This is a genomic window from Pigmentiphaga sp. YJ18, assembly GCF_038066655.1.
Lineage (GTDB): Bacteria > Pseudomonadota > Gammaproteobacteria > Burkholderiales > Burkholderiaceae_B > Pigmentiphaga.
In genome coordinates this window covers 362,063-388,203 of the sequence record NZ_JBBUKU010000001.1, presented here as the reverse complement: position 1 = coordinate 388,203, position 26,141 = coordinate 362,063, and the positions used below count along the sequence as shown (strand labels likewise).

The 26,141-nt window shown below is 69.5% G+C and carries 23 protein-coding genes, 1 pseudogene and 1 riboswitch; of the genes and pseudogenes, 8 read left to right on the top strand and 16 right to left on the bottom strand.

Features of this window, described 5'->3' with window-relative positions:
* Nucleotides 1-10 precede the first annotated feature (10 nt).
* Nucleotides 11-949: a 2-hydroxyacid dehydrogenase gene (locus WKR98_RS01930; RefSeq protein WP_445936059.1), complete on the top strand. Its 939-nt coding sequence runs from the start codon at nucleotides 11-13 to the stop codon at nucleotides 947-949.
* 46 nt (nucleotides 950-995) lie between these two features.
* Here the strand turns inward: WKR98_RS01930 and WKR98_RS01925 are convergent, their stop codons facing one another.
* The 3 genes from WKR98_RS01925 to WKR98_RS01915 are packed head-to-tail and all read right to left on the bottom strand — an operon-like array spanning nucleotide 996 to nucleotide 4,134.
* Nucleotides 996-1,859, bottom strand: a complete 864-nt coding sequence (locus WKR98_RS01925; protein ID WP_341431867.1) for an HpcH/HpaI aldolase/citrate lyase family protein — start codon at nucleotides 1,857-1,859, stop codon at nucleotides 996-998.
* A gap of 26 nt (nucleotides 1,860-1,885) precedes the next feature.
* Nucleotides 1,886-3,124: a CaiB/BaiF CoA transferase family protein gene (locus WKR98_RS01920; protein ID WP_341431866.1), complete on the bottom strand. Its 1,239-nt coding sequence runs from the start codon at nucleotides 3,122-3,124 to the stop codon at nucleotides 1,886-1,888.
* Complete coding sequence (locus WKR98_RS01915; protein ID WP_341431865.1) at nucleotides 3,124-4,134, bottom strand: tripartite tricarboxylate transporter substrate binding protein; 1,011 nt, start codon at nucleotides 4,132-4,134, stop codon at nucleotides 3,124-3,126. Before WKR98_RS01915 ends, WKR98_RS01920 begins: the two co-directional genes overlap by 1 nt.
* A gap of 92 nt (nucleotides 4,135-4,226) precedes the next feature.
* Between WKR98_RS01915 and WKR98_RS01910 the strand changes: the two genes are divergently transcribed.
* Nucleotides 4,227-5,114, top strand: coding sequence for a LysR family transcriptional regulator (locus WKR98_RS01910; protein ID WP_124691615.1), 888 nt, complete (start codon nucleotides 4,227-4,229; stop codon nucleotides 5,112-5,114).
* Here WKR98_RS01910 and WKR98_RS01905 read toward each other — a convergent pair.
* Together WKR98_RS01905 and WKR98_RS01900 are read right to left on the bottom strand one after the other, a co-directional pair.
* Nucleotides 5,111-6,886: pseudogene (locus WKR98_RS01905) on the bottom strand (ABC transporter ATP-binding protein/permease); the annotation flags it as partial. The gene WKR98_RS01910 and the pseudogene WKR98_RS01905 overlap by 4 nt on opposite strands.
* Before the next feature lie 103 nt (nucleotides 6,887-6,989).
* Complete coding sequence (locus tag WKR98_RS01900; RefSeq protein ID WP_341431864.1) at nucleotides 6,990-7,970, bottom strand: LysR family transcriptional regulator; 981 nt, start codon at nucleotides 7,968-7,970, stop codon at nucleotides 6,990-6,992.
* Between the two features lie 161 nt (nucleotides 7,971-8,131).
* Between WKR98_RS01900 and WKR98_RS01895 the strand changes: the two genes are divergently transcribed.
* The 3 genes from WKR98_RS01895 to WKR98_RS01885 all read left to right on the top strand — a co-directional run bounded on the left by WKR98_RS01895 (nucleotide 8,132) and on the right by WKR98_RS01885 (nucleotide 11,473).
* Nucleotides 8,132-9,607: an aldehyde dehydrogenase gene (locus tag WKR98_RS01895; protein ID WP_341431863.1), complete on the top strand. Its 1,476-nt coding sequence runs from the start codon at nucleotides 8,132-8,134 to the stop codon at nucleotides 9,605-9,607.
* Between the two features lie 17 nt (nucleotides 9,608-9,624).
* Nucleotides 9,625-10,410, top strand: a complete 786-nt coding sequence (locus WKR98_RS01890; RefSeq protein ID WP_124691612.1) for an SDR family NAD(P)-dependent oxidoreductase — start codon at nucleotides 9,625-9,627, stop codon at nucleotides 10,408-10,410.
* Nucleotides 10,411-10,477: 67 nt separating this feature from the next.
* Nucleotides 10,478-11,473 (top strand): tripartite tricarboxylate transporter substrate binding protein, encoded by a 996-nt coding sequence (locus tag WKR98_RS01885; protein WP_124691611.1) that lies wholly within the window; start codon nucleotides 10,478-10,480, stop codon nucleotides 11,471-11,473.
* A gap of 16 nt (nucleotides 11,474-11,489) precedes the next feature.
* Here WKR98_RS01885 and WKR98_RS01880 read toward each other — a convergent pair whose 3' ends face one another.
* From WKR98_RS01880 to WKR98_RS01870, 3 genes are read right to left on the bottom strand one after another with little or no spacing between them, the layout of a single operon-like run.
* The gene (locus tag WKR98_RS01880; protein ID WP_341431862.1) at nucleotides 11,490-12,626 is read right to left on the bottom strand and encodes a CCA tRNA nucleotidyltransferase; all 1,137 of its coding nucleotides are present in this window, start codon (nucleotides 12,624-12,626) and stop codon (nucleotides 11,490-11,492) included.
* Entirely contained in the window at nucleotides 12,613-13,590 is a 978-nt protein-coding gene (locus tag WKR98_RS01875) for a complex I NDUFA9 subunit family protein (protein ID WP_341431861.1), read from the bottom strand. Before WKR98_RS01875 ends, WKR98_RS01880 begins: the two co-directional genes overlap by 14 nt.
* A gap of 13 nt (nucleotides 13,591-13,603) precedes the next feature.
* Complete coding sequence (locus WKR98_RS01870) at nucleotides 13,604-15,520, bottom strand: lytic transglycosylase domain-containing protein (RefSeq protein ID WP_238160203.1); 1,917 nt, start codon at nucleotides 15,518-15,520, stop codon at nucleotides 13,604-13,606.
* A gap of 49 nt (nucleotides 15,521-15,569) precedes the next feature.
* Here WKR98_RS01870 and WKR98_RS01865 point away from each other — a divergent pair, with 49 nt between their 5' ends.
* Nucleotides 15,570-16,229 carry a 5-formyltetrahydrofolate cyclo-ligase gene (locus WKR98_RS01865; protein WP_341431860.1) on the top strand — a complete coding sequence of 220 codons (660 nt, stop codon included), beginning with the start codon at nucleotides 15,570-15,572 and terminating at the stop codon, nucleotides 16,227-16,229.
* Between the two features lie 109 nt (nucleotides 16,230-16,338).
* On the opposite strand, the gene metF is transcribed toward WKR98_RS01865, so the two are convergent.
* From metF to WKR98_RS01845, 4 genes are all read right to left on the bottom strand, one after another.
* On the bottom strand, nucleotides 16,339-17,205 hold the full coding sequence (metF, locus tag WKR98_RS01860; RefSeq protein ID WP_341431859.1) for a methylenetetrahydrofolate reductase [NAD(P)H]: 867 nt from the start codon (nucleotides 17,203-17,205) through the stop codon (nucleotides 16,339-16,341).
* 25 nt (nucleotides 17,206-17,230) lie between these two features.
* Nucleotides 17,231-17,569, bottom strand: a complete 339-nt coding sequence (locus WKR98_RS01855; protein WP_124691606.1) for a phage holin family protein — start codon at nucleotides 17,567-17,569, stop codon at nucleotides 17,231-17,233.
* Nucleotides 17,570-17,635: 66 nt separating this feature from the next.
* On the bottom strand, nucleotides 17,636-19,054 hold the full coding sequence (gene ahcY / locus WKR98_RS01850) for an adenosylhomocysteinase (protein WP_124691605.1): 1,419 nt from the start codon (nucleotides 19,052-19,054) through the stop codon (nucleotides 17,636-17,638).
* Nucleotides 19,055-19,133: 79 nt separating this feature from the next.
* Nucleotides 19,134-19,248, bottom strand: a riboswitch (S-adenosyl-L-homocysteine riboswitch).
* Between the two features lie 68 nt (nucleotides 19,249-19,316).
* Nucleotides 19,317-20,234 (bottom strand): LysR family transcriptional regulator, encoded by a 918-nt coding sequence (locus WKR98_RS01845; protein WP_124691604.1) that lies wholly within the window; start codon nucleotides 20,232-20,234, stop codon nucleotides 19,317-19,319.
* 106 nt (nucleotides 20,235-20,340) lie between these two features.
* On the opposite strand from WKR98_RS01845, the gene WKR98_RS01840 reads away from it, so the two are divergent.
* Entirely contained in the window at nucleotides 20,341-21,366 is a 1,026-nt protein-coding gene (locus tag WKR98_RS01840; protein ID WP_238160202.1) for a Bug family tripartite tricarboxylate transporter substrate binding protein, read from the top strand.
* 3 nt (nucleotides 21,367-21,369) lie between these two features.
* Nucleotides 21,370-22,974, top strand: a complete 1,605-nt coding sequence (locus WKR98_RS01835) for a sulfatase family protein (protein WP_341431858.1) — start codon at nucleotides 21,370-21,372, stop codon at nucleotides 22,972-22,974.
* Between the two features lie 4 nt (nucleotides 22,975-22,978).
* On the opposite strand, the gene WKR98_RS01830 is transcribed toward WKR98_RS01835, so the two are convergent.
* The 4 genes from WKR98_RS01830 to WKR98_RS01815 form a co-directional block, all read right to left on the bottom strand.
* A complete protein-coding gene (locus WKR98_RS01830; protein ID WP_341431857.1) occupies nucleotides 22,979-23,644 on the bottom strand; it encodes a hypothetical protein in 666 nt (221 codons plus the stop codon).
* Nucleotides 23,645-23,757: 113 nt separating this feature from the next.
* The gene (locus tag WKR98_RS01825; protein ID WP_341431856.1) at nucleotides 23,758-24,249 is read right to left on the bottom strand and encodes a hypothetical protein; all 492 of its coding nucleotides are present in this window, start codon (nucleotides 24,247-24,249) and stop codon (nucleotides 23,758-23,760) included.
* A 14-nt stretch (nucleotides 24,250-24,263) separates the two neighbouring features.
* On the bottom strand, nucleotides 24,264-24,968 hold the full coding sequence (locus tag WKR98_RS01820) for an EAL domain-containing protein (protein ID WP_161567972.1): 705 nt from the start codon (nucleotides 24,966-24,968) through the stop codon (nucleotides 24,264-24,266).
* Nucleotides 24,969-25,189: 221 nt separating this feature from the next.
* Nucleotides 25,190-26,068, bottom strand: a complete 879-nt coding sequence (locus WKR98_RS01815; protein ID WP_341433774.1) for a LysR family transcriptional regulator — start codon at nucleotides 26,066-26,068, stop codon at nucleotides 25,190-25,192.
* Nucleotides 26,069-26,141: the final 73 nt, after the last annotated feature.

The following is a 26,141-nucleotide window of genomic DNA, read 5'->3' as shown; positions in this document are numbered from 1 at the left end:
GGGGAACGCGATGGACATACTCCTGGCCATGAGCGGGATCGACCACGGCCGCTGGCTGGCGGCGCTGCGCGCGGCGCTGCCGTCGGCGCGGGTGCGCAGCTGGCAACCCGGCGACGACGGACCCGCCGACTACCTGTTGTACTGGATGGCGCCGGCGCCGTCCCTGGCCGAGCGCCCCGGCCTGAAGGCCGTCTTCAACCTGGGCGCGGGCGTGGACGCCCTGTTGGCCATCATGCGCGCCCACCCCGAAGCCGTGACGCATCGCGTGCCGCTGCTGCGCCTGGAGGATGCGGGCATGGCGCGGCAGATGGTCGAGTACGCGCTGTACTGCGCGCTGCGCTACCAGCGGCGTTTCGACGCCTACGAGGAACAGGCGCGCGAGGGCGTATGGCAACCGCTGGAGCCCCATCGCACCGAGGCGTTCACGGTAGGCGTGCTCGGTGCCGGCCAGCTCGGCCTGCCGGTGGCGCGCGCGCTGGCGGCCCAGGGCTATCCGGTGCGGCTTTATAGCCGCACGCCGCGAACGGTCCCGGGCATCGAGACGCATGTCGGCCCCGACGCCTTGATCCGCTTCGCGTCCGGCGCGCGCATGCTGCTCAACCTCCTGCCCGACACGCCGGCCACCCGGGGCATCCTGTCGGCCCGGGTGTTCGATGCCATGGCCGAGGGCGGTCATGTGGTGAACCTGGGCCGCGGCAGCCACGTCGTCGAGGCGGACCTCCTGCGCGCGTTGGACAGCGGCCGGCTCAGTCGCGCGGCGCTCGACGTGTTCCACCAGGAACCGCTGCCGCCGGACCATCCCTTCTGGCGCCATCCCCGCATCGAAGTCACGCCGCACGTCTCGGCGCTGTCCATGGTCGAGGAAAGCGTGGCGCAGATCGCCGCCCGCATCGCCCGCCACGAGGCCGGCGAACCGCTCCAGGGCCTGGACCCGCGGCGGGGATACTAGGGCCCGTTCCCGGCCTGTGCGAGCCTCCTTTTAGCGTGAACAGGCCCTAGACCGCCAGCCCCAGGCGGCGCGCCGTTTCCACGATCGCGCGGGCCCGGCGGATGAAGGGCGCGTCCACCATGCGGCCGTCCACGGTGAAGGCGCCCAGGCCGGCGCGCGCCGCTTCCTGCTCGGCTTGCAGCACCCGTGCCGCGTGCCGGATTTCCTCGTCGGTGGGCCGGAAGGCCTCGTTGGCCGCCGCCACCTGGCTGGGGTGGATACAGCTCTTGCCCACGTAGCCCAGCCGCCGGGCCATGTGCGCCTCGGCCACGTAGCCCGCGCGATCGGCGATGTCGGCGTAGGCGCCGTCGCAGGCCCAGACGCCCGCGCGGCCGGCGGCCAGCCGTATGGCCAGCAGGACGTGGTGGACGGCGGCGGCGTCGCGCCGGTCCACGCCCAGGTCTTCGAACAGGTCGCCCAGCCCGACTTGCAGGCCCGCCACGCGCGGATGGGCGCCCGCCAGTTCCGCGGCCCGCGCCAGGGCCTCGGGCGTCTCGATGTTGACCAGGATGCCGATCGGCCGGACGATGCCCCGCGCCCGTTCGATCTCGTCCAGCCGCAGCGCCGTGGCCTGGATGGCGCGCGGCGATTCGGCCTTGGGCAGGTTGACCAGGTCCAGCGCCGGCAGCGCCACCGCGTCCAGGTCGGCGCCGAAATGCGGCGTATCCCAGGCGTTGATGCGCACGACCATGCGCTTGCCCGAGTCGGCGGTCCGCTGCGCGAGGCAGGCCGCGACGGCCTCGCGCGCCTCGTTCTTGCGGTCGGGCGGTACCGAATCCTCCAGATCGAAGGACAGTGCGTCGGCCTCGCCGGCCAGGGCCTTGGCGAAGAGTTCGGGGCGGGAGCCGGGAACGAAGAGTTTGCTGCGCATGGGAAATCTCTTGGCGGTGGGAACCTTCAGCGGTCCTCGTTTTCCTGGTGTACGGCGCCGTCCCGCAGCAGTTCGCGATAGCGGCCGTCGTCCACGCCCAGCCCCGCCAGCAGCTCGCGGTTGTGCTGGCCGATGGCCGGGGCCGGGGTGCGGATCGCGCCGGGCGTGCCGCTCATGCGCGGCACCACGTGATGCATGGGAAAGGCGCCCATGTCGGGATCGGGGTAGTCGGCCAGGATCTCGCGGTCGAGGAAGTGCGGGTCGTCGACGATCTGCGAGATGTCGTAGATGGGGCCGATGGTGACCTGGGCCTGCTCGAAGAAGCGGACGTTCTCGGCCTGCGTGCGCTGGGCGATGAAGGCGGCGATGATGGCGTCGAGTTCCTCGGCATGGCGCACGCGGTCGGCGTTGGTGCGGTAGCGGGGATCGGCGGCCAGGTCGGGCCGGCCGATGGAAACGAACAGGCGCTCGGCCATCTTCTGGGTCGAGGCCGACAGGCCCACGTACAGGCCGTCCTTGCAGCGATAGGCGTTGCGCGGACCGGAGTTGGTCGAGCGGCTGCCGGTGCGCGGCTTGACGCGTCCGGTCAGCCGGTAGTTGGCGGCTTGCGGGCCGAGCACCGCGAACAGCGGGTCGAGCAGGGGCAGGTCGATCACCTGCCCCTGGCCGCCGTTGACCTCGACCTCGCGCAGCGCGATCAGCAGGCCCGCCACGCCGTACAGCCCGGCCACCGTGTCGGCCAGGTACATGGGTGGCAGCACCGGTTCGCGGTCGGCGAAGCCGTTCATGGCGGCGAAGCCCGAGATGCCTTCGACCAGCGTGCCGAAGCCGGGCCGGCCGCGATAGGGCCCGGTCTGGCCCCAGCCCGAGATGCGCACCACGACCAGGCGGGGATTGCGCGCCAGCAGCACGTCGGGCGCGAGGCCCATGGCTTCCAGCACGCCCGGCTTGAAACTCTCGACCAGCACCGCGGCCGATGCCGCCAACTCCAGCAGCAGTTCGCGCGCCGCGGGTTGGCGCAAGTCCAGGCCCAGGCTTTTCTTGTTGCGCGCGTACAGCTTCCAGTTGGTGTCCACGTCCTGGGTGCGCCAGGCGCGCAGGGTGTCGCCGTCCGGGCTTTCCACCTTGACCACGTCGGCGCCGAAGTCCGCCAGCACCTGGGTGAGCGTGTTGCCCGCCACCAGCCGCGACAGGTCCAGGATGCGCACGTCCGACAGCGGGCCGCCCGCGCCGGGTTCGTAACCGCGTTGCTTCAACGATGCCATCACTCCGCCTTGATGTTCGCCTGCTGGGCGATGCGGCGCCATTGCTCGATGTCGCCCCGCAGCTGGGCGCCGAACGCGTCCGCCGTCTTGGGGTCGGGCTCGGCGCCTTCGCGCAGCAGCAGGTCCTTGATCTCGTCCTGGCCCAGGATACGATTGATCTCGGTGTTCAGGCGAGCCACGACCGGGGCCGGCGTGCCCGCGGGCGCCAGGATGCCCCACCACAGTCCCGACTCGTAGCCCGGCGCGCCGGTGGCGGCCAGCGGCGCGAGCCCGGGCGCCACCGCCGAGGGCGTGGCGCTGGTCACGCCCAGCGCGCGCACCTTGCCCGCCTTCACGGAGGGCAGGATGGACGGACCGCTGGCGATCAGCACCTGGATGTGTCCGCCGATCAGGTCGTTGATGGCCGGCGCCATGCCCTTGTACGGGACGTGCGTCATCCGTACGCCCGCGACCTGCGCGTATTGGTGGGTGGCGAAGTGGTTGATGCTGCCCACCCCCGAACTGGCGTAGTTCAGCTTGCCCGGCTGGCTTTTCGCCAGCGCGAGCAGCTCCTGCGGCGTCTTGGCCGGCAGGTCGTTGTTCACCGTCAGGATCATCGGTCCCTTGGCCACCATGGCGACCGGCGTGAACGCGTGCACCGGATCGAACGGCAGGCCGGTCTGGATGGCGGCGTTGGTGGTGTAGGTGGACGACACGAACAGCAGCGTGTAGCCGTCCGGCTGCGCGCGCGCAGCCAGCCCCGCGCCCACACTGCCGCCCGCGCCGGCCTTGTTGTCCACCACCACCGGCTGGCCCAGCGCGTCGCCCAGGCGCTTGCCGATCGCGCGGGCGAACACGTCGTTGGAGCCGCCGGGCGGATTGGGCACGATCAGCGTGACCGGCCGGGCGGGAAAGGCTTCCAGGGCCAGCACCTGCGCCGGTCCGGCGCAGGCAAGCGCCGCGGCCAGGCAGGCCGCGCGGCGGCCGGGACGGAAAAGGGGCAGATCAGGGGTGGGCGGGACGGTCTTCACGGGTGTCTCCTGTCATGATTATCCGGAGGATTCTAGACACTCGATAAACTACGAAAAGCGATTTTTCGTGATACGTCAGTTTAGGAAATCTAATGAAACTGGAATTCCTGCAGACCCTTTGCGCCGTCCTGCGCCGAGGCACTTTCGCGGCCGCCGCCGAAGAGGTGAACCTGACCCCCGGGGCGGTCAGCCAGCACATCAAGTACCTGGAGCAGCATTTCGGTCAGCCCCTGTTCGACCGCGCGGCGCGCCGGGCGCGCCCCACGCCGTTCGCCCACGAACTCGCGGCGCTGGTCCAGGGCACGCTGGAATCGCTGGAGACCCTGCGCGCGCGGCGCCAGACCCGGGTGTCCGGCAAGGTCGCGCTGGGCACCATCGATTCCATTCAGGCCACGCTGCTGCCCATGGCGATGAAGGTGCTGCAATCGGACTATCCCGAACTGGACGTGCACCTGGCCCGGGGCCGCTCGGAGCGGCTGCTGGGCGAGCTGCGCGACGGCGCCATCGACGCCGCGGTGCTGGTGCGGCCGCAATCGGGCGGATCGAGCCGGCTGCACTGGCAGACGCTGATGCACGAAACCATGGTGCTGGTGGCGCCGCCCGACGCGCGGGGCGACACGGTCGAGCAACTGCTGCGCGGCCATGACTGGATACGCTTCGACAAGACCTCCACCGGCGGCCGCATCGCCGCGCAATACGTGCACCGCCTGCATCCGCGCATGAAGAGCCGCATCGATCTCCTGTCCAGCCACGCCATCATCGCGATGGTCTCGGCGGGACTGGGGGTCTCCATCATTCCGCAGCCCTACGACCCGTTGCGCAAGGCCTACCGCTTCCGCGAACTGTCGCTGGGGCGCGGCGGTCCCCGCCGCCAGATCGCCTTCGTCTGCCGCCGCGCGGACGTCGACAAGCCGGCGCTGGCCGTGCTGCGGGCGGCGTTCGAGCGGGTGGCGGCCCAGGCCAGGGACGCGGCCGCCTAAGCGGGCTGCGGCAGCGTTTCGTCCGCCGGCAGGTAGCGCGGTTCGTCCCCCGCCGCGTGCACCGGCCGGTAGCGCAGATGCCGGCCATGCCAGCGCGCGACCGTGCTGCGGTGGGCGATGCTGACGATGGCCGCGCGCGGCAGGCGTTCGACCAGCAGGGCATACATGGCGGCCTCGGTTTCCTCGTCCAGCGCCGAGGTCGCCTCGTCCAGGAACAGGAAGTCGGGCTGCTGCAGGATGGCGCGGGCGAAGGCCAGGCGCTGCTGCTCGCCCGGCGACAGCCGCATCCCCCAGTTGTCGCGCCGCTGCAGAAGGCCGGCCAGCCGCTCCAGCCGGCAGTCGCGCAGCAGGGCGGCCAGGGTAGCGTCGTCGTGGGTGCCCGGCGGCGAGGGGTAGTCGAGCGCGGCGGCAAGCGTGCCGGAGGGGACGTAGCTGCGCTGCGGCAGGAACAGGGTGTGCGCATCGGCGGGGCGTTCGATGATGCCGCGGCCGTAGGGCCAGATGCCGGCCATGGCGCGGAACAGCACGCTCTTGCCCGCGCCCGATGGACCGGTCACCAGCACCCGTTCGCCCGGCCGCACGGTCATCGAGAACGGATCGGTCAACGGCCGCCGTTCGTTCCGGCCGGGAAGGGCCAGCACCAGTCCGGCGGCGGTGATGGCGCCAAGCGCTGGCGCGCGGTCCCGTTCGACCAGCGCGATGCCGCGCAGGCCGTCGCGCGCCGCCTGCTCGGCCTCGGCCGCGCCCAGCGCCGACTGGAAATCCAGCAGGCGGTTGGCGGCGGCCTGCCAGCCCACCAGCGAGGCATAGCCGTCCACGAACCACGACAGCGCGCCCTGCACCTGGCCGAAGGCCGAGGCGATCTGCATCAGGACGCCCAGCGTGATCGCGCCGGAGAAATAATGCGGCGCGGCCACGATCAGCGGAAAGACGATCGCCACCTGCCCATAGCCGGAGTTCACGAATACCAGCCGGCGCGTGTAGACCATCAGCCCGCGCCAGTTTTCGCGGATGTGATCGAAGGATCCGCGCAGCCCCGCGCGTTCGGCGGGTTCGCCGCCGTACAGCGCGACGCCCTCGGCATTCTCGCGCAGCCGCATCAGGGCGTAGCGGAAATCGGCCTCGGTCTGTTCCTGGCGGAAGCTCAGGCCGATCAGCGGTTTGCCTATCCTGTGGGTCAGCCAGGATCCCGCGACGGCATACAGCACGGCGAACCACACCATGTAGCCGGGAATGGAAACGGTCCTGCCGCCCAGCGCGAATACGAGCGGTCCGGATATGGTCCACAGCAGCGTGACGAAGGACAGCAGCGTCACCACCGAATTGAGCAGCCCCAGCGACAGCGTCAGGCTGGTGCTGGCCAGGGTGCGCAGGTCTTCGGCCAGGCGCTGGTCCGGGTTGTCGGCGCCGTGAGCCTGCTCGACCCGGTAGTACGCCTGGCCCGAGGTCCAGCGCTGCAGCCATTCGCCGGTCAGCCAGGTGCGCCAGCGCATCTCCAGCATCATGGTGTAGAACTGCTTCATGATGGCGATGACGATGAATGCCACCGCGATCGCGCAGAAGTGCGCCAGTTGCAGCTTGAAGGCCGCGAAGTCGCGCGCTTCCAGGGCGTTGTAGAAGACGCGGTTCCAGTTGGTCAGCCAGACGTTGGCGGCCACCAGGGCCAGGTTCAGGCCGACGACCAGCGCCAGCAGGCCGAGCGCCGCCCTGCGGTCGCCGGACACCCAGTAGGGCTTGAGCAGCCGCCACGTGGCGCCCAGTCGCAGCTGCCCGCGGATGTCGCGGGGCGCCGGGCCGGTGTCGGCGGCCGGGGCGTCGTGGCGGGGCATGGCGAGGGACATGGCTTGTACTCGGTCGAAGGGACTCCCGAGCATCCTAGCCAGGCAGGCTTAAGGACGCCTTAAAGGGGGCGCCCGGCGCCGGAGGCGTGAGCAGGTCGGCGGCCGATTGCCGGACGTAGCGCAGCCAGGTCTGCACGGCGGGCGCCACCGGTCGCTGGGCCACCCGGACGATGCCGACCGGCGGCAGGCGCAGTTCCAGATTGAGCGGAAGCCAGCGAATGAACCCGTCGCGCACGTCGTCGCGCAACGTGACCTCCGGCAGCAGCACCACCATGTTCGTGGTGCGCAGCAGCCCGCGCACTACGCCATAGGCGGTCGTCTCGACGATGTGCGCGGGCGGGCGCACGCGCCGGTACCGGAAGAAGTCGTCGATGGCTACTCGGAAGTGATCGCTCGGCGGGGGAAGAATCCAGGGGTAGGTCAACAGGTCGTCGAGCGTGAGGCCGGCGTGCGCCGCCAACGGATGGTGCGCGCCGGCCGCGATGCGAAACTCCGAATCGAACAGCGGTTCGTTGACGAGACCCGACTGTTCGCCCAGCCAGAAGCGGCCGATCAGCACGTCGAGGTCGCCCTGCATGAGGCGGGGGAACAGCGATTCGGAACTGCCTTCGAACACCCGCAGGGCGATGCCGGGATGATCCTGGTTCAGCCGGGAGACGGCCTGGGGTACGAGCGAGGTCGTTGCGACTGGTAGCGATCCGACGATGACCTGGCCGACGTGGCCCTCGTGGAACAGCTCGATGTCGTGCTCGGCATCGCGCAGTTCGGCCAACACCTGCCGGGCCCGGTGGCACAGCAGGTGTCCCACCGGTGTGAGGGCGCTGCCCGTCGCCGTGCGAGTGACCAGGGTTTCTCCCAGCCCCGCTTCCATCTGCTTGAGGGCCTTGGTGGCCGCCGGCTGGCTCATGTGCAGCAGCTGGGCAGCGGCCAGCAGCGAGCCGGAGTCCGCGATGGCGACGAGCAGGCGCAGGTGGGTCAGGCGGACCCGGTTCAGCAAGGGGTGAAGGCTGCTCATGAGGACGTTCGCGGGAACCGGCACGGCGAGATCATATAACCAAAGGATATACGGTTGCCCAGAAAATTCAATACTAAAGTAATAGCTGTGTTTCTACAGTGACGGTTCCGGTCGATGGGGGCCCCAGACCCCGTACCTACTACCCGTACAGGAGACACACCGTGGATGCGTCCACCCGCTTTTTTCCCATGTTGATTGACGGCAAGGCGGTCGAAGCCCGAACCGGCCGCAGCTTCGAGACTCTGGACCCCTATACCTGCAAACCCTGGGCCAGCGTTCCGGACGGTGGGACTGCCGACGTTGACGCCGCGGTGGCCGCGGCGCGGCGGGCGTTGCAGGGGCCGTGGGGCGGCATGACCGGCTTCGACCGCGCCCGGCTCATGCACGCCCTCGCGGACAGGCTGGAGACACAGGCCGAGAGTCTGGCTCGCACCGAAGTCCAGGACTCGGGCAAGCTGTACCGCGAAATGATCTTCCAGCTCCGCTACCTGCCGGTGTGGTTCCGTTACTTCGCCGGTCTGGCCGATAAGCTGGAGGGCCGGTGCATTCCGACGGACAAGCGCAATTTTCTCGTCTACACCACGCGCGAGCCCGCGGGGGTCGTGGCGGCGATCACGCCGTGGAACGCCCCGCTGATGCTGATGGCGTTCAAGCTGGCGCCCGCGCTGGCGGCCGGCTGCACCTTTGTCGTCAAGCCGTCCGAACATGCGCCTGCCTCGACGCTGGCGTTTGGGAGACTGCTGGAGGAAGCGGGTTTTCCGCCCGGAGTATTCAATGCCGTGACGGGAAGTTCGCCGGAGCTGGGTGCCTACCTGGCCGCGCATCCCGGGGTGGACCGGGTACTGTTCACCGGCTCGTCGGCGACCGGGCGCAAGGTGGCCCAGGCTGCGGGCGGCAACCTGAACGGCGTCGTACTGGAACTGGGGGGGAAGTCGCCCCAGGTAGTGTTCGAAGACGCCGACGTCGAAGCGGCCGCCAATGGCGTGATTGCCGGCATCTTCGCTGCGGCGGGCCAGACGTGCATGGCGGGTTCCCGCCTGGTCATCCATCGCGACATCCACGACGCCGTGATCGAGCGCGTGCTGGCGCGGGCCCGGACCATACGCCTGGGCGATCCGCAGGACGAGGCGACGGAGCTGGGGCCGATCTCCAACGCTCCGCAGTACGAGCGCATCCTGTCGCATCTTCGGACTGCCCGCGACGAGGGCGCCACGTGCGTGTACGGCGGCCCCGATGAAGAGCTTGGCGGATGGTTCATCAAACCCACCGTGTTCACCAGGGTGAAGGCCGGCATGCACATCGCGCGCGACGAGGTGTTCGGACCGGTGCTCTGCACGCAGACCTTCGAGACCGAGGAGGAGGCCCTGCGCATCGCGAACGATACGGAGTACGGGCTGGCCGGATCCGTATGGACCAACGACGTGCGCCGCGCGCATCGCGCGGCGGCCCGACTGCGCGCTGGCACAGTGTGGATCAATTCCTACCGGGCGGTGGCGCCTAGCGCTCCGTTCGGCGGCTTCGGGGCGAGCGGCATGGGGCGGGAGAACGGCCTGGATTCCATCAACGACTTTCTGGAGTCCAAGTCGATCTGGGTCGAGCTGGCGGGGGCGACCCGCGATCCTTTCCGCATGGCCTGAACCCGAGGAGAATCCGCATGAGCATCGAACAGTCTTCTACCGTCCGTGGCGTCCTGGCGGGCAAGATCATCGTCGTGACCGGCGCCGGCCAGGGCATAGGCACGGCCTACGCCAGGCGGCTGGCGCGCGATGGCGCCACCGTCGTTCTGACCGATATCAACGAGCAGGGATTGGCCGACGCGGTCCGGAGACTGGCCTCGGAAGGCCTGGCCGTCGGCCAGTTCGCCATGAACGTGGCCGACGCCCGCGACGTGGGCGCCTTCGCCGACTGGATAGGCGAGCAGTACGGTCGCCTGGACGGACTGATCAATAACGCGGCGATTTTCTCCGCCCTGACCCTGAAACCGTTCTGGGAAATCGAGGAGCAGGAATGGGACCGCGTCATGGCCGTCAATGTGAAAGGGCCGTGGCTGCTGGTGAAGGCCTTGCTGCCGCACCTGCGGCGTTCTCCGGGCGCCAGCCTGGTCAACATCGGGTCGGACGCCGCCTGGATGGGCAAGACGGGATACCTGCACTACGTCGCCAGCAAGGGGGGCATCTTTGGCATGACCAATGCGATGTCGCGCGAGCTCGGGGCGTACAACATCCGCGTGAACTCCTTGTCCCCGGGTTTCATCGAGACCGCAGTGCCCCGCGCCACGTTCACCCAGGAGCAATTGGCGGCCATCCTGAAGTCCCAGGCGCTGGCGCGGACCGCTGATACCGGCGACATGGTGGGGGTGGCGAGCTTCCTGATGAGCGACGACAGCCGTTGGATCACGGGCCAGACCCTGCACATCAACGGCGGCATGATGAATCATTGACCGCGAGGCGGCGGGCGCGATCCGCGTCAGCCGACAAGAACCTGCTCGAGAAGTGGGAGGAGACCCCATGTTGACTACATCGCTGATCCGTTCCCTGCGGCGCCTGGCCGTGGCCACGGCCGTTGCGGCATCGCTGGCATCCCCGGCCTGGGCGTCCGATGCCGGCCTCCTGCCGGCGGCTGGCCCGGTCAGGATCATCGTTCCCCTGACGGCCGGCGGCGTGGCCGATACCAGCAGCCGCAACCTGGCGGGCGAACTCGGCAAGATCCTCAACCGTCCAGTCATCGTCGAGAACAAGCCAGGCGGCCTGTTCACCATCGGCATGCGCGCCCTGCATGCTGCCCCGCCCGACGGGTTGACGCTGCTCTATCTCTACAACAGCCTGGCATCCGTGCAGGTCGTGCAGAAGCAGTTCGACCTGACCCGCGACCTGCTGCCCCTTACCCAGACGACCGTGACGCCCATGGTGCTGCTCGTGCCGGGCAATTCGCCCTTCAGGTCGCTCAAGGACCTGGTGGCGTTTGCGCGGCAGCATCCCGGCAAGCTGAACTATTCGTCCCTGGGCGTCGGCAGCACCGAGCACCTGAAAGCGGTGCAGTTCGGCCGGATCGCAGGGTTCGACGCAGCCAACGTTCCCTATAAATCGGGGCCTGACATGATGACGGACCTGATCGCCGGCCGCGTCGATTTCACCATGACCGCGGCGACCTTCGCGTCCATGTATGTGCCCAAGGGACAGGTGCGCGCGCTGGCGGTGGTCGACGACAAACGGATGCCGGACATGCCGGATGTTCCCACCGTGGCGGAAGCCGGCTACCGGGTGCCGCCGCTCGTGCTCTGGGGAGGCTACGGCATCCGGGCCGACACGCCGCCGGCCGTTGCGCAGGCCATGAGGCAGGCCGTCGCGAAGGCCGCCATGGCGCCGCAGGTTCGCGAGAGTCTGGCGACTTTCAGCATTCATCCGGCAATCAGCTCCAGCAGCCGAGACTTCAAGCAACTGATCGAAGCGGACCTGGTCTGGATGGGCGAAGCGGCCAAGGGGTTGAAGCTGGACGCGAACTGAGCGACCGGAAGGACGGTCAGGCGCCCGTGTCGGTGGCGGGGGCGAGGGCCGCCAGCCGGGCGGCCCGCACGGCCTCGCGTATGCCGCCGGGCTGATCGGCATGCCGGGCGGCGATGGCGCCCGCGTCGACCGCCCTGACCGTGTCCCGCCACGCCGTCCACTGCGCCACGTCCACCGGCATCCGCCGCTGCGCGGCGGCCAGCAACTGTTCGAAACGCTCGGGCTTGCGTAGGGCGTCGGCGCGTTCCAGCAAGGCCAGCACGCGTTCGGGATCCCGGCCCGCGCGCGGCAGTTCGGCCAGGGCCAGTTGCAGCAGGCGCGCCATGTCGTTGCAGTCGTTCGAGGCGCGCAGCCGCTTGCCCAATCCGGCCGGGTCGGCGCTGTCGGAGCACAGCAGCGCGTAACGCGAGGCCAGCGGCAGTCCCGCATCGGCGGCCAGGTCCAGAATGGCCAGCAACGGGCCGTCCACCGCCAGGCCGGGCGCGACGCGCGGCAGCGCGTCGGTGTCGGCCAGCACCTGCAGCATGCGGGAAGGCCGCTCCTGCATCAGGCCGCGCGACAGTTCGCGCCAGACGCGTTCGGGCACCAGGGCGTCGACCTCGCCCTCGGCCGCCATGCGGCGGCACAGCGCCAGGGTTTCCGGCACCACCTCGAAGTCGTGGAAGCGGGCCGCGAAGCGCGCCAGCCGCAGGATGCGCACCGGGTCTTCGGCGAAGGCCGGGCCGACGTGGCGAAAGCGTCGGGCGCGCAGGTCGTCCTGGCCGCCGTAGGGGTCGATCAGGCGGCCGTCGGGCGCCTGGGCGATGGCGTTGATCGTCAGGTCGCGCCGGCCCAGGTCGTCTTCCAGCGTGACCTCGGGGCCGGTGTGGAAGGTGAAGCCCTTGTAGCCGCGTCCCGATTTGCGCTCGGTGCGGGCCAGCGCGTATTCCTCGCGGGTGGCCGGGTGCAGGAAGACGGGAAAGTCGCCGCCCACGGGCACGAAGCCGCGGGCCGACATCTGTTCCGGCGTGGCGCCCACCACCACCCAGTCGCGGTCGCCCGCGGGCAGGCCCAGCAGGGCGTCGCGCACCGCGCCACCCACGACGAAGACCTCCAGTCCGTCGGTGGCCGGGTCGGGACCCGGCGCCGGCCGGGCGAGGTCAGCGTCGGCCATGGCGCATGCGGAACATGTCGAAGCGCGTGTGTTCGGCCTGTCCGAGATAGTCGGGCGCCAGCGCTTCCAGCGAGCTGGGATGGATGCCCAGCTCCGGCGCCAGCGGCCCGTCCAGGACCGCATCCCGCGTCAGCGTATCGAGGTTGTCGCGCGTGATCAGCGGCGCGCCGGGCAGCATTTCCATGGCGGCCGCCTGGAGCTTGCCCAGGCCCATGGGCAGCGGCAGCACGCGGCGGGGATGGCCGCTCCAGGCGGCGGCCTTCTCGACCAGTTCCCGCAGCGTATAGGCCTGCGGCCCGGCCACGGCATAGGTCTTGCCGTAGGTGCGGTGGTCGTCCAGCGCGTTGGTCATGGCCTCGGTCAGGTCGCCCACGTAGATGGGCTGCAGGCGCGCCGATCCGCCCGCCACCGGCAGCACCGGGAAGCAGCGCGCCAGCGCGGCGAAGGTATTCAGGAAGCGGTCGTCGGGGCCGAATACCACCGACGGCCGGAAGATGGTCAGCGCGCCCTCGGGCCAGGCATCGAACACGCCGCGCACGGCGGTTTCGCCGTCGCCCTTGGAGCGCTGGTACATGCTGGCGCCGTGGGAATCCGCGCCCAGTGCGCTCATGTGCAGCATGCGGGTCACGCCATGCGCCACGCAGACCCGGGCCAGGCGCTCGGGCAGCTCGACGTGCAGCTTGCGGAAGGTCTTGCCGTAGGGCGTGCCGCGGTCGCCGTGCAGCGTGCCGATCAGGTTGATGACCGCGTCGCATCCCTGGACCAGGCGGTTCAGGGTGGCGTCGTCGGACAGGTCGGCCTGGGCGATGTCCACCGTGGGCAGCGGCAGCAGGTGGCGGGCGCTCATGTAGCGGCGGGTCGGGACCAGCAGCTTGCGGCCCTGGGCCGCCAGGCGGGCGACCAGGTGGCTGCCGATGAAGCCCGAACCGCCCAGCACGAGTATGCGTGGATAGATCATGGTCATGGCGTGCGCTTCCTCAGGGTATGGCGGTGGTCTCCACCGTTTGCGGGGCGACCGTTCCCAGCCGGGCCTTGAGCGACTGCGGCTGGCCCGTGAACAGGGCCGCGTAGTACGTGGCGTTGGACAGCACCTTCTTGACGTAGTCGCGGGTCTCGGTGAAGGGAATGGTCTCGGCGAAGATCGCCCCTTCCACCGGGCCCGGCAGGGTCGAGCGCCAGGTATGGGGCCGGCGGGGACCGGCGTTGTAGCCCGCCGAGGCCAGCAGGGGCGAACCCCCCAGGTCGTCCAGCACGATGCGCAGATAGCTGGTGCCCAGGGTCAGGTTGGTGTCCATGTCGTTGACGCGGTGCTGCGCGTAGTCGCTCATGCCGATGCGGCGCGCTACCCACTTGGCGGTGGCCGGCATCAGCTGCATCAGGCCGGAGGCGCCGACGCTGGAGCGGGCATCCATGACGAAGCGCGATTCCTGGCGGATCAGGCCATACACCCAGGTCGCGTCCACGCCGATCTCGCGCGACTTGTCCACCAGCTGGTCGCGGAAGGGCGTCAGGAAACGCAGGTTGAAATCGTGCTGGTCGCGCGTGCGCTCGGCGGTGTTCACCGCGCGGTCGTACAGGTTCTCGCGGTGGGCGAGCTGGGCGGCGGCCAGCAGTTGCCGGTCGTTCATGCCGCGCAGCGCGTAGTTCCATTCGCGCACCCCCTCCGTGCGCCAGCCCAGCCGGAACAGCGCGACCGCGCGTTGCAGGCCGGGGTTGTACTGCGCCTTGGCCAGTTCATCCGGAGTGATCGGCGCGGTGGAGGTCGGGATGGTGGTGGCAATGCCCAGTTCCTCGGCGGCCAGCTGGCCGTAGAAGTTGAACTGCCCGGCGATGCTGCGGTAGCCCGCCTGGCCTTCCTGCACGGCGCCCTGCGCGACCAGGCCGCGCGAGTGCCAGTAGACCCAGGTGGGGTCCTCGCGCATGGCCGGCGGCATCTGCTCGATGTAGCGGTTCAGCGTGCGCCAGTCCACGGGCTGCTGGCGCAGCACCATGCGGGCGCGCCAGCCCTGGTTGTATTCGGTCAGCCTGCCGCCTTCGCCCGCGCGGTACCAGGCGACCGCGACCGGATCGAGCTTGAACGAGGCGTGCAGCGCGAACTGGTTGCGCACCCAGCTGGCATCGTCGGCCGGCAACTGCCGTGCCCAGCTGCGTTCGAAATAGTCGTAGCCCACCTGCAGGTCGTTGCGCGCCAGGCGGCTTAGCGCGGTCACCACCAGTTCGCGGCCGGCCCGGTCGCGCGGCAGGGTGTTCTGCCGCACCAGCCAGATCATGGGCTGGTCCAGCAGGCCGTTCAGCGTTTTCTGCTGGGCCGGGTCGAACACGTAGCGCGCCATGCGCCTGGCATGGGCCAGCGAGTTGGTCTCGAACAGGTTGCGCATCTGCGTGGCGAAGTCGTCCCACTGCATGACGCCGTCGGCCTGGAGCCGGTCGTACAGCGACCAGCAACTGTCGCCGGGCTCGAACTTGGACATGGCCAGTTGGGCCGTGACCCGTTCGCCGCGCGCATGCATGGCCAGCAGCACCGCACAGTCCACCTGCGGCGTGTTGACCGTGGTGTCGGCCAGCGTGCGCACCGTGGCGTAGTCGGCCTGCTTGGCGGCGGCCAGCAGCCATTCGCCGCGCAGCCGCTCGGCCAGGTAGGTGCCGCGATGGGCGTTCACGAATTCGTTCAGCTCGGACTCGGGCAGCGGCTTGCGCGGATCGTTCAACTGCTGCCGCAGCACCCAGTACTGCGGATAGGCCGCCAGCACATGGCCTTCCAGCCGCGGGATCAGCGATTGGACGATGTCCCAGTTGCCGGTCTGCACCGCGGTGCGCGCCGCCAGCAGGGCGTCGTCGGACCCGGGCGCCGAGACCTGCGCGCAGGCGGAGCCCACGGCGGCGCTTGCCAGCACGGCGGCAAGTGCTGTAATGCGGATTCTGTTGAAGAGAGCTGAATAGGCCATGGCAGCAAGAATAGCATCGGGTAAACCCAGGGAGGCCACCGCCGCGGCCCTGCGTCCACGCCTGCGCGCCCTGCGCGCGGCCATGAGCGCCACCGAGCGCGCCGCGGCCGACGCCCGCATCGCCGGCCTCCTGCAAGGCAGGATACACGACTACCTGGCCGCGGCCCCTGGGGGCGGCAGGCGCGTGGTGCTGTCGGCTTTCTGGCCCATCGGCGACGAACCCGACCTGCGCCCCGCCTTGCAGGCCTGGGCCCGCGACGACCGGCTGGAACTGACCCTACCCGTGATCTTGACCAAGGCCGCCCCCCTGGAGTTCCGCGCCTGGACCCCCGACACCCCCATGGCCCCCGGCGCCTACGGCATCCCCGAACCCCGGTCCACCGAGCCCCGTACCCCCGACATCGTCCTCGTCCCCACCCTGGGCTACACCGTCGACGGCGACCGCATCGGCTACGGCGGCGGCTACTACGACCGCACCCTGGCCGCCCTGCGCCAGGGCGGCCACGAGACCCTGGCCCTGGGCATCGCCTACGCCTGCGGCCGCCTGGCTCCCGACGTGCACGTACCCGAGCCGCACGACATGCGGCTCGACGCCATCATCACCGAAGAAGGATGCATGCCCGGTCCCCACACCACCGACCAAGGCGCCACACCATAAGACGCCGCAGGTTGTTTCCGGCCTTGGGGCGCGGGGCGCTGCGCCTCACAGCGCCCCGCGCCCCAAGGCCGGAAACAACCGTCTAAAGAACCCTAACGTCCAAGAGACGTCACCGCTCCAATTCCTTCCAGACAGCCTGGGTAGCGTCCGCCTGGTTCATCGTATAGAAATGCAGCCCCGGCGCGCCCCCGTCCAGCAAGGTCTGGCAAAGCTCCACCACCACGTCGTGCCCGAACGCCCGGATGGAAGCCCGATCATCCCCGTACGACGCCAGCCGCAACCGTATCCATCGAGGAATCTCCGCCCCGCACATATCCGAGAACCGCGCCAGCTGCGTGTAATTCGTGATCGGCATGATCCCCGGCACGATGGGCGCCAACACGCCCTTCGCCGTCGCCCGGTCCACGAAATCGAAGTACGCATCCGCATTGAAGAAATACTGCGTGATCGCGCTGTCCGCGCCCGCCCGCATCTTCTCCACGAACCGGTCCAGATCCGCCTCCGGCCCCTGGGCCTGCGGATGCATCTCCGGATACGCCGCCACCTCGATATGGAACCAGTCCCCCGTTTCCTGGCGGATGAACTCCACCAGGTCCCGCGCATAGCGCAGCTCGCCCATGTCGCCCATGCCGGACGGCATGTCCCCGCGCAGGGCCACCAGGCGCAGGATCCCGGCCTGACGGTAGGTATAGAGAATGTCGCGCAGGCTTTCGGGGGTCGAACCTATGCACGACAGATGCGGCGCGGCCTCGTAGCCCAGCTTCTGCAGCATCGACACCGCCAGCATCGTGCCGTCGCGGGTCGAACCGCCCGCGCCGAACGTCACGCTGGCGAAATGGGGATGCAGGCCCTGCAACTGCTTGGCCGTGCGTACCAGCCGTTCCTGCGCCGCGATGTCGCGCGGCGGAAAGAACTCCAGGCTGAAGACCGGCGCGGCGTCAGCCGGCGCCGGGTCGGGAGATAAGGATGAACTCACTTGCGGGCAACCTGTAGGTAAAGGGTCAGTTCGGCACGATGGCCGACAACAGGCCCGAGATCAGACTGTAGAGCAGCGCCCCGATCACGGCCCACCAGAAACCGCTGACCTGGAAGCCCTTCAGGATCGAACCCGCGAACCAGAACAGCAGCGCGTTCAGCACGATCAGGAACAGGCCCAGCGTGACCACGGTGATCGGCAGCGTCAGCAGCACCAGCACCGGCTTGACCAGCGAATTGAGCAGGCCCAGCACCAGCGCCGCGATCAGCGCCGAACCGAAGCTCGCCACGGTGATGCCGGGCAGCAGATAGGCCACGACCAGCAGTGCCACGGCGTTGAGCAACCAGACGAGTAACAGGGTCATCGCGAACTCCTTGCCAGAGGGAAAAGGGTGGGGCGTTCCGGGGCGCGGGGCCCCGGACGGGATCGATCAATAGCGGTAGTGCTCGGGCTTGTAGGGGCCTTCGACCGCCACGTTGATGTAGGCGGCCTGGTCGGCGCGCAGCTGGGTCAGCTGGACGCCCAGCTTCTTCAGGTGCAGGCGCGCGACCTTCTCGTCCAGCTGCTTGGGCAGCACGTAGACCTGGCCCTTGGCGTAGTTCTCGTTGCGGGTCCACAGCTCGATCTGCGCGATGGTCTGGTTGGCGAACGAGGACGACATCACGAACGAGGGATGGCCGGTGGCGCAGCCCAGGTTCACCAGCCGCCCTTGCGCCAGCAGGATGATGCGCTTGCCCGAGGGCAGGACGATGTGGTCGACCTGCGGCTTGATCTCTTCCCACTTGTACTGCTTGAGCGAGGCGACATCGATCTCGTTGTCGAAGTGGCCGATGTTGCAGACGATGGCCTCGTCCTTCATCGCCACCAGGTGCTCGTGCGTGATGACGTGGTAGTTGCCGGTGGCGGTGACGAAGATGTCGGCCTTGTCGGCCGCGTAGTCCATGGTCACGACCTTGTAGCCTTCCATCGCGGCCTGCAGCGCGCAGATGGGATCGACTTCCGTCACCCAGACCTGGGCGCGCAGCGCGGCCAGAGCCTGGGCGCAGCCCTTGCCCACGTCGCCGTAGCCGCACACGACCGCGACCTTGCCCGCGACCATGACGTCGGTGGCGCGCTTGATGCCGTCCACCAGCGATTCACGGCAGCCGTACAGGTTGTCGAACTTGGACTTGGTGACCGAGTCGTTGACGTTGATCGCGGCGAAGGCCAGCTCGCCCTTCTTGGACATCTGGTAGAGGCGGTGCACGCCGGTCGTGGTTTCTTCGGTCACGCCCTTGATCTGGGCGAGGCGGGTGGAGTACCACTTCGGATCGCGCTTGAGGGTGCTGCGGATCGAGTCGAACAGCGCGACTTCCTCTTCGCTGCCGGGCTTGGCCAGCACGGTGGCGTCCTGCTCGGCGCGGGTGCCCAGATGCAGCAGCAGGGTGGCGTCGCCGCCGTCGTCCAGGATCATGTTGGCATGGGCGCCGGCCGGCCATTCGAAGATCTGGTGGGTGTATTCCCAATAGTCGGCCAGCGACTCGCCCTTGATCGCGAACACCGGCGTGCCCGAGGCGGCGATGGCCGCCGCGGCGTGGTCCTGGGTCGAGAAGATGTTGCACGAAGCCCAGCGCACGTCGGCGCCCAGGGCCTTGAGCGTCTCGATCAGCACGGCGGTCTGGATGGTCATGTGCAGGCTGCCGGCGATGCGGGCGCCCTTGAGCGGCTGGGTGGCGGCGAATTCCTCGCGGATCGCCATCAGGCCGGGCATCTCGGTCTCGGCGATGCTGATCTCGCGGCGGCCCCAGTTGGCCAGTGCGATGTCGGCGATGCGGTGGTCGGGGGTCTGGGCGTTGGGTACAGCGTTCATGAGGACTCCAAAGTGCTTGCCCTTTGACGCCGCGGCGTGAGCCGGGAAGGCTCGCCGCATGGCCTGCAAGGGGCAGGATGTGGGGCGAGCGCCGTTGCCGTGGACCGGTGCCGCCCAGGCGGGCCGCGGCCGATCCGTTACCTGAGCCTGGCGGCCTGGCGGGGATGCCGGTCGTCGCAACGCTCCTCAGGTGGCTGGCATTGTAGCGGGTTCCCGCGTCGCCGGCATGACAGGAGAGGGCGCGCGGCGCGGGATTCGGGCATCAGAATGTTGCGGGAACCAGGTCCGGATTGCGCTTGAGTTCGGCCAGCAGATAGTCGGCCAGCGCCCGGCAGCGCAAGGGGATGTGGTCGCGCTGGGGCAGGTAGAGATGGACGTCGACCTGGCGCGAGACGTAGCCGATGGACAGCGGGCGCAGCCTGCCCGCGCGAATGTGCGGCGCCGCGTAGTAGCTGGCGATCTGGCCGATGCCCGCGCCGTGCAGCACCGCGCGGTGCTGGCTTTCGGCGTCCTGCACCGACAGCGCGCCTTCGGGATTGAGCGTGACGATGTCGCCGCCCGACTGGAAGGTCCAGGGCCAGAGCCTTCCCGTGCGGGGGTGGCGCAGCAGCACGCAGCGATGGTCGCGCAACGCGTCCACGTGGTCCGGCACGCCCCGTTCGTCCAGGTAGTCCGGCGAGGCGCACAGCACGTGGTTGAAGGCCCCGGCCTTGCGGGCGACCAGCGAGCTGCTGGGAAGCTCGCCGCCGATGATGCCCACGTCCACGCCGTGCTCGACCACGTCCGGCAACTGGTTCAGGGTCAGCATGTCGACCCGGACCTGGGGATAGCGGTCCATGAAGCGCCCCATCAGCGGCGCGACCAGTTCATAGCTGATGGCATAGGGCAGCGCCAGCCTGACCGTGCCCACCATTTGCTCGGTGCGGTCGCGCAGGACGTCGAGCCCGCCCTGGATGGTTTCCATGCCGGCGCGGCAGCGTTCGTGGAAGGCCCGGCCTTCCTCGGTCAGGTTGATGCTGCGGGTGGTGCGGTAGAACAGGCGCACGCCGACCTGTTGTTCGAGCTGCCGGATCTGGGCGCTGACGGCCTGCGGCGTGACGCCCAGCGTGCGGGCCGCCTTGCTGAAGCTGCCCGCTTCCGCCGCCCGGGCGAACGTGACGATGAGCCGCAGGTGGTCCATGGATTTACAAATACAGATTGAAAGTGATTCAAGCGATTATCCACTACACGATAAATATCGACCACCCTAGACTGCGTTTGCATCGAACGCCTTTGGGAGAGCAAGCATGGATGGCAAGCGCAAGGACGGCATGCGGCCCGGCCGGCGAGCGGGGCTGCGCGCGGGCGCCGGGCTGGGGGCCTGCTGGCTCGCGGGCGGGGGGCTGCTGCCGCGGCCCGCGATGGCCCAGGGATTTCCCGCCAGGGCGGTGACGCTGGTCGTGCCGTTCCCGCCAGGGGGCGGGGTGGACCCCATCGCCCGGCTGCTGAGCGAGAAGCTGGGCAAGGCCTGGGGCCAGCCGGTGGTGGTCAGCAACCGTCCCGGCGGGGGCAGCAGCATAGGCACCGGCATCGTGGCGCGTGCAGAACCCGACGGCTACACCTTGCTGGTCACGGCCAACACCTTCGCCATGGCGCCCCACGTCCTGCCCCGGAACCTGGGCTATACCTTCGACGTGCAGCGGGACTTCACGCCCATCGCGATGATTTCCTCCACGCCCATGCTGCTGCTGGCGCATCCCGGCCTGGGCGTGAAGAACGCCCGCGAACTGGCCGGGCTTGCCCGGACCGGACCGCCGCTGGCCTATGCGACCTCCGGCAACGGGTCGCCCATGCACATCGCCGGCGAACTGTTCAACCGCGCCGCCGGGCTGTCGCTGCTGCATTCTCCGTACCGTGGCGTGGGGCCGGCGCTGAACGACGCGCTGGGCGGACAGGTCAAGCTCATCTATCTCGGCTACGGCGGCGCCAAGCCCTACATCGAGAGCGGACGGCTGGTGCCGCTCGCCGTGGTGGACGAACGCCGCAGCCCGCTGATCCCCGACCTGCCCACGATGGCGGAGCAGGGCTTCCCCGGCGTGTTCGTGAACATCTGGTTCGGCGTCTACGGTCCGGCGGGGATGGCGCCCGCGCTGGCCGACTCGTTGAACGCGCAGATCAACGCGGCCCTGCGCGAGCCGGATGCCGTGGAGCATTTCAAGCAGCGCGGCGAACTGGTGGTGGGCGGCCCGCGCGAGGTGCTGGCCAAGGCCACCCGCGACGACTACGAGCGTTACGGCGAGATCGTGAAACGCTTCAAGATCCAGGCGGACTGAGCCATGGCCGCGCCCAACATCCTGATCTTCATCACCGACCAGCACCGGGCCGACCATCTGGGCTGCTACGGCAACCCCGCGCTGCGCACGCCCCACATCGACGCGCTGGCGTCGGCGGGCGTCCGCGCCGAGCGTTTCTACGCCGCCAGCACGACCTGCATGTCCAACCGCGCGACGCTGATGACGGGACGCCTGCCATCGGTGCACGGAGTCGTCCACAACGGCATCAACCTGTCGCTGGACCAGACCACCTTCGTGGAACTGCTGCGGGATGCGGGCTATGCCACCGCGCTGATCGGCAAGTCGCACCTGCAATGCTTCGGCTACGACCATCCCGACAAGCGCGCCTGGCGGCCCGTCGAGGGGCGCCGGTCGCCCGCCGAGGGCCTGCGCGACGCCACCAAGCGGCCGCGCATGGGGGACGGCTACGGCAACGAATGGACGCCGGACTGGAAGGCGGGGCGGCGCCAGCGCGTCGACACGCCCTACTACGGCTTCGATCACGTCGAACTGTGCACGCTGCATGGCGACCAGGTGCAGGGCGACTACGCCCGCTGGCTGGCCGAGCGCCATCCGGATCCCGACAGCCTGCGCGGGCGGGACCATGCATTGTCCGCCGAAGGGTACGGGGCGCCGCAGGCCTGGCGCACGCGCCTGCCGGAGTCGCTCTATCCCTCGTCCTACATCGGCGAGCGGGCCTGCGGCTGGCTGGAGTCCCGGGCCGCCGAAGCGGGGACGGCATCGCCGTTCTTCCTGATGTGCTCCTTTCCCGACCCGCACCACCCCTTCACGCCGCCGGGCCGGTTCTGGGACATGTACGATCCGGCGGACGTGCCGCTGCCGGCATCGTTCCGCGCGCCCGGCAGCTCGCCGCTGGTACGGGGCGTGCACGACTACGGCCGTGACGGCGGCACGCGCGAGGGCTATACGGCCTTCCCCGTCTCGGAGCGCGAGTGCCGCGAGATCACGGCCCTGACCTACGGCATGATCGGCCTGATCGACGAGCAGGTCGGCCGCGTGATGGCGACGCTGGACCGCCTGGGCATGCGCGAGAACACCATCGTCGTCTTCACCAGCGACCACGGCGACATGATGGGAGACCACGGCGTCATGCTGAAGGGGCCCATGCATTACCAGGGCGTGGTCAGGGTGCCGTTCATCTGGAGCGATCCCGCGTTGCCGGCAACCCGGCGCGGAACGGCCTGCGGGGCGCCGGCCGGGACCCTGGACATCGCCGGGACCGTGCTCGACCGGGCGGGCATCGCCGCCTACAACGGCATGCAGGGCCTGAGCCTGCGCCGGATGCTGGAGCACGGCGCCCCGCTGCCGCGGCCGGGCGTGCTGGTGGAGAACGAGCCGGTCATGTTCCAGTTCGGACGTCCGCGGCGCTTCCGCCTGCGTACGCTGTTGACCGGACGGTGGCGGATCACGCAGTCGGACGACCGGGCGCTGTGCGAACTCTATGACCTGGAGCAGGATCCGCTGGAGCAGCGTAATCTCTGGGACGATCCGGCCGCGGCAGGCCGCCGCGCCGAGCTGACCGATCTCCTGCTGGCGTCCATGATCGAGCATGCCGACGCATCGCCGCTGCCCGCCGGGGTTGCCTGAGGCGTCAGCGGTGGCCGTGCGGCGGATGCAGGTCCGGGTAGGCCAGGGATAGTAGCGCCAGGTCGCGCAGGTCTTCCGTGGACAGCGCGGTCGGCTCCAGCGTGTTCAAGGCCCGCATGCCCTTGCGCAGCCAGGCCCGCGATTCGCGGCTGTCGGCGAAATAGCTGCCGGCGAAGATCAGCGCCTTGGCGATGTCCGGGCGCGAACCGTCGCGCCAGTGGCGCGAGAAGAAGTGGCGCAGGTAGCGGACCTGGACGACGAGGCTGCGGCGGGTGGTCTCGCTGGCCAGTCCGCCGCCGCGCAGGTCCCATTTGATCCAGTTGACGATGCGGGGCGCCAGGCTGGGCGCCTCCCATCCGGGGCCGCGGCCCGGGCCGTTGGAGACGGCCCAGTTCAGGACCAGCGCCCGGTGCCAGTCCCGCCGCTGCTCGGCGTCGGCGGCATTCAGGTCGTCGAAGCGGTGCAGTTGGGCGATCCAGTCCTGGCCCCAGGGCTGGTGATGCCAGCCGCGCGAATCCGGCAGGACGCGTTCGATGCCCTGGAAGGAGAAGGCCCGGGGCGCGGTCATGGAGCGGGGGCCGCCGCCGGCCGGCCAGCGCCGAGCGGCGGGCCGCAGCGCCGGGGACCGGCCGTGCACGGGGTCCATGAGATAGCGCTCGTGACGTTTCATGCCGTGGACGTAGTTGCGGACGAGCCTGGACAGGAGGCGGCGCAATCCGGTCGGGGAGCGCCGGTCGCCCCGGACGTGGCCTGCCCCGCCGGTGGCGCCGGCGGCCTGCCGGGTCACAGGAAGTGGCGCAGATCCGTCAGGCATGGGGACTTGAGTAGACGGGCTAGGCATGGCGTCTTGGGCGGAACGGACAAGGTGAAGGGGACGCCGGGCTCGAGCAGCAGGACGATCTGGAAGTCCCGCGGCAAGTGGGTGTACAGCGGCGTCAGTTCTCCCAGGTCGAGGCTGGGCAGGGAGACGTTCAGGAACAGTGTCGTCGGCTGCCATTCGGCCAGGGTCTGGAGGAGGTGCCGCCGGTCGTGCACGGCACGCGCATGGCAGCCCTGCTGGCTGAGGAAGTCGCAGACGTCGGCGCAGAACCGCTTGCCCATGTCGGCCACCAGCACGCGCTTGTTGGTGCGCACGGGCGGCGAAGAGGGGGTGGCGATGGCCAGGGCGAAATCGTTGCGGGAGATGCGCTTGGCGCTGCGGCGCGGCGTCTTGCGCGCGGGGCGGGCCTTGGCGGCGGGGTCGGCTTGTTCGTTCCGGGCGGGGGCGGTGGTCATGGAGGCGGGTCCGGTCAGTGGCGTTCGCCGGCGCAGGCCGCCAGGCGCCAGGGGCTGTGCCGCAGCCAGGGAGCATGCAGCGCCGGAAGGCCCGCCATGACACCCTGGATCCATACGCCGGCCTCGCGCGGCAGGCGCAGCAGGTCGGCGGGATCGTCCACGCCCTGGATGACGATCGCCGGCGCCAGCCGGCGGCACAGCCGGATCAGGCCGGAGGTGCCGCCGACGCCATGCAGGCGCCGCGCGCGATGCAGGTACGCCGGGGCGATCCTGACGATGTCGGGACGGGCATCCAGCAGGAAGTCCACGGTGCCGCCGGCCGCGCCGAAGTCGTCGATGGCCAGCAGGCAGCCCAGTCGCCGCAGCCGGCCGGCAAGGCCGAGGGCTTGCCGCGTTTCCAGCCGGTCGCCACCTTGTGCCAGTTCGATCACCAGCCGCCGGGCGAGCCGGTTGTCGGCGCGGAGTTCGCCCAGCAGGGGAGCCCAGCCGGCCTCGTCGGCCAGCATGTCGGGCGAGACCGCGCAGCCCAGCGTGATCCAGGGGTGGTCGCGCAGGACCGCCATCACGGCCTGGACGAGCGGGAGGCCGGGCGCGTCCGGCACGTCGTCATCCGGCGCCGCCAGCAGGCGGGCCGTGACGCTCTGGTAGAGATTGCACGTGCCGTCCAGCAGCGACGAGATGGGCTGGAACGCCAAGGCCCGGACATCGGGGCCGGGCATGGCGGGCGTGACGGCGTAAACGGGCGGAGGGAGGGGGAAGGAGAGAGGGAGGGCCGGCTGCGCTGGCGATGGATGGGTAACCTGCATGGGATGCTGCCTTCGACGTCAGTTCTCTCGACCTGCCGCCCATGCCCATGGACCGATAGTCAAGAATGCAAAGGATAAGGGGGGCATCGCATCCTTATCTGAGCAAATCTGAGCATCGGTCCCGATTCCCCGATTCAGACCGTGGCGGCCATGGTGCGGCTGCAGTCCAGGACCCGTTCCAGCATGGCCTGGGACGCCGGGCTCAGGCTGGCGTCGCGCTGCGTGATCAGGTCCAGGCTGCGTGTCGCGCCATGGTCGGCCAGCGGCAGCAGGCGGACCGTCCGGCTGGCCGTGACGGCCATGGTGGGCAGCAGCGTGACGCCGAACCCCTGGGCCACGAAGGTCAGCAGCGACGTGGTGTTGTGCAGATTCAGCGGCGCCTGTTCCACCAGGCGCGACAGCTCGGGCGAGGAAAAGCGCGAGCACAGGCCGTTGGCGATGAACTCCGCCGGATCGATGTCGCGCCAGCGGACCGGCCGTTTCAGCGTGTTCAGGCGGTGTCCGGCGGGGCAGACCAGTACGAAGGGATCCTTCAGCAGCGGTTCGGCATTCAGGTCCGGATGGGCACTGGATGCGGGTGCCGTGGCGATGCCGAAGTCGACGACGCCGGCGGAAACGGCCTGGATGACCGCCGCCGAATCGATGTCCCGCAGGTCGATGCGCACGCCGGGGTGGGTGGCCCGCATGCGCGCGATCGCGGCCGGCAGCAGGCGGGTGGCCGCCGACGGCACGGCCGCGATCCGTGCGATACCCTGGCCGCCGCGGGCGTAGCCGCGCATCTGGGCCAGCGCGGCATCGAAGGCATGCAGGGCCCGCTGCGCCTGGAGATGCACGTGCCGGCCCAGCGGCGTCAGCCGGTTCTTGCGTTCACCCTCGAACAGCGCGCCGCCCAGTTCCGATTCGATCTGCTTCAGGGTCATCGACAGCGCGGCGGGCGTGCGGCCCATCCGGTCGCCCGCCTCGACCAGCGCGCCCGTGTCCACCACCGCGACGAAAGTCCGTAGTTGGTCGATTTTAATTTAAGAAAAATTTGAATTTATTGAATATCTTTTAGTTTGACTGAATTTGCCCCGGATCTCTACAGTT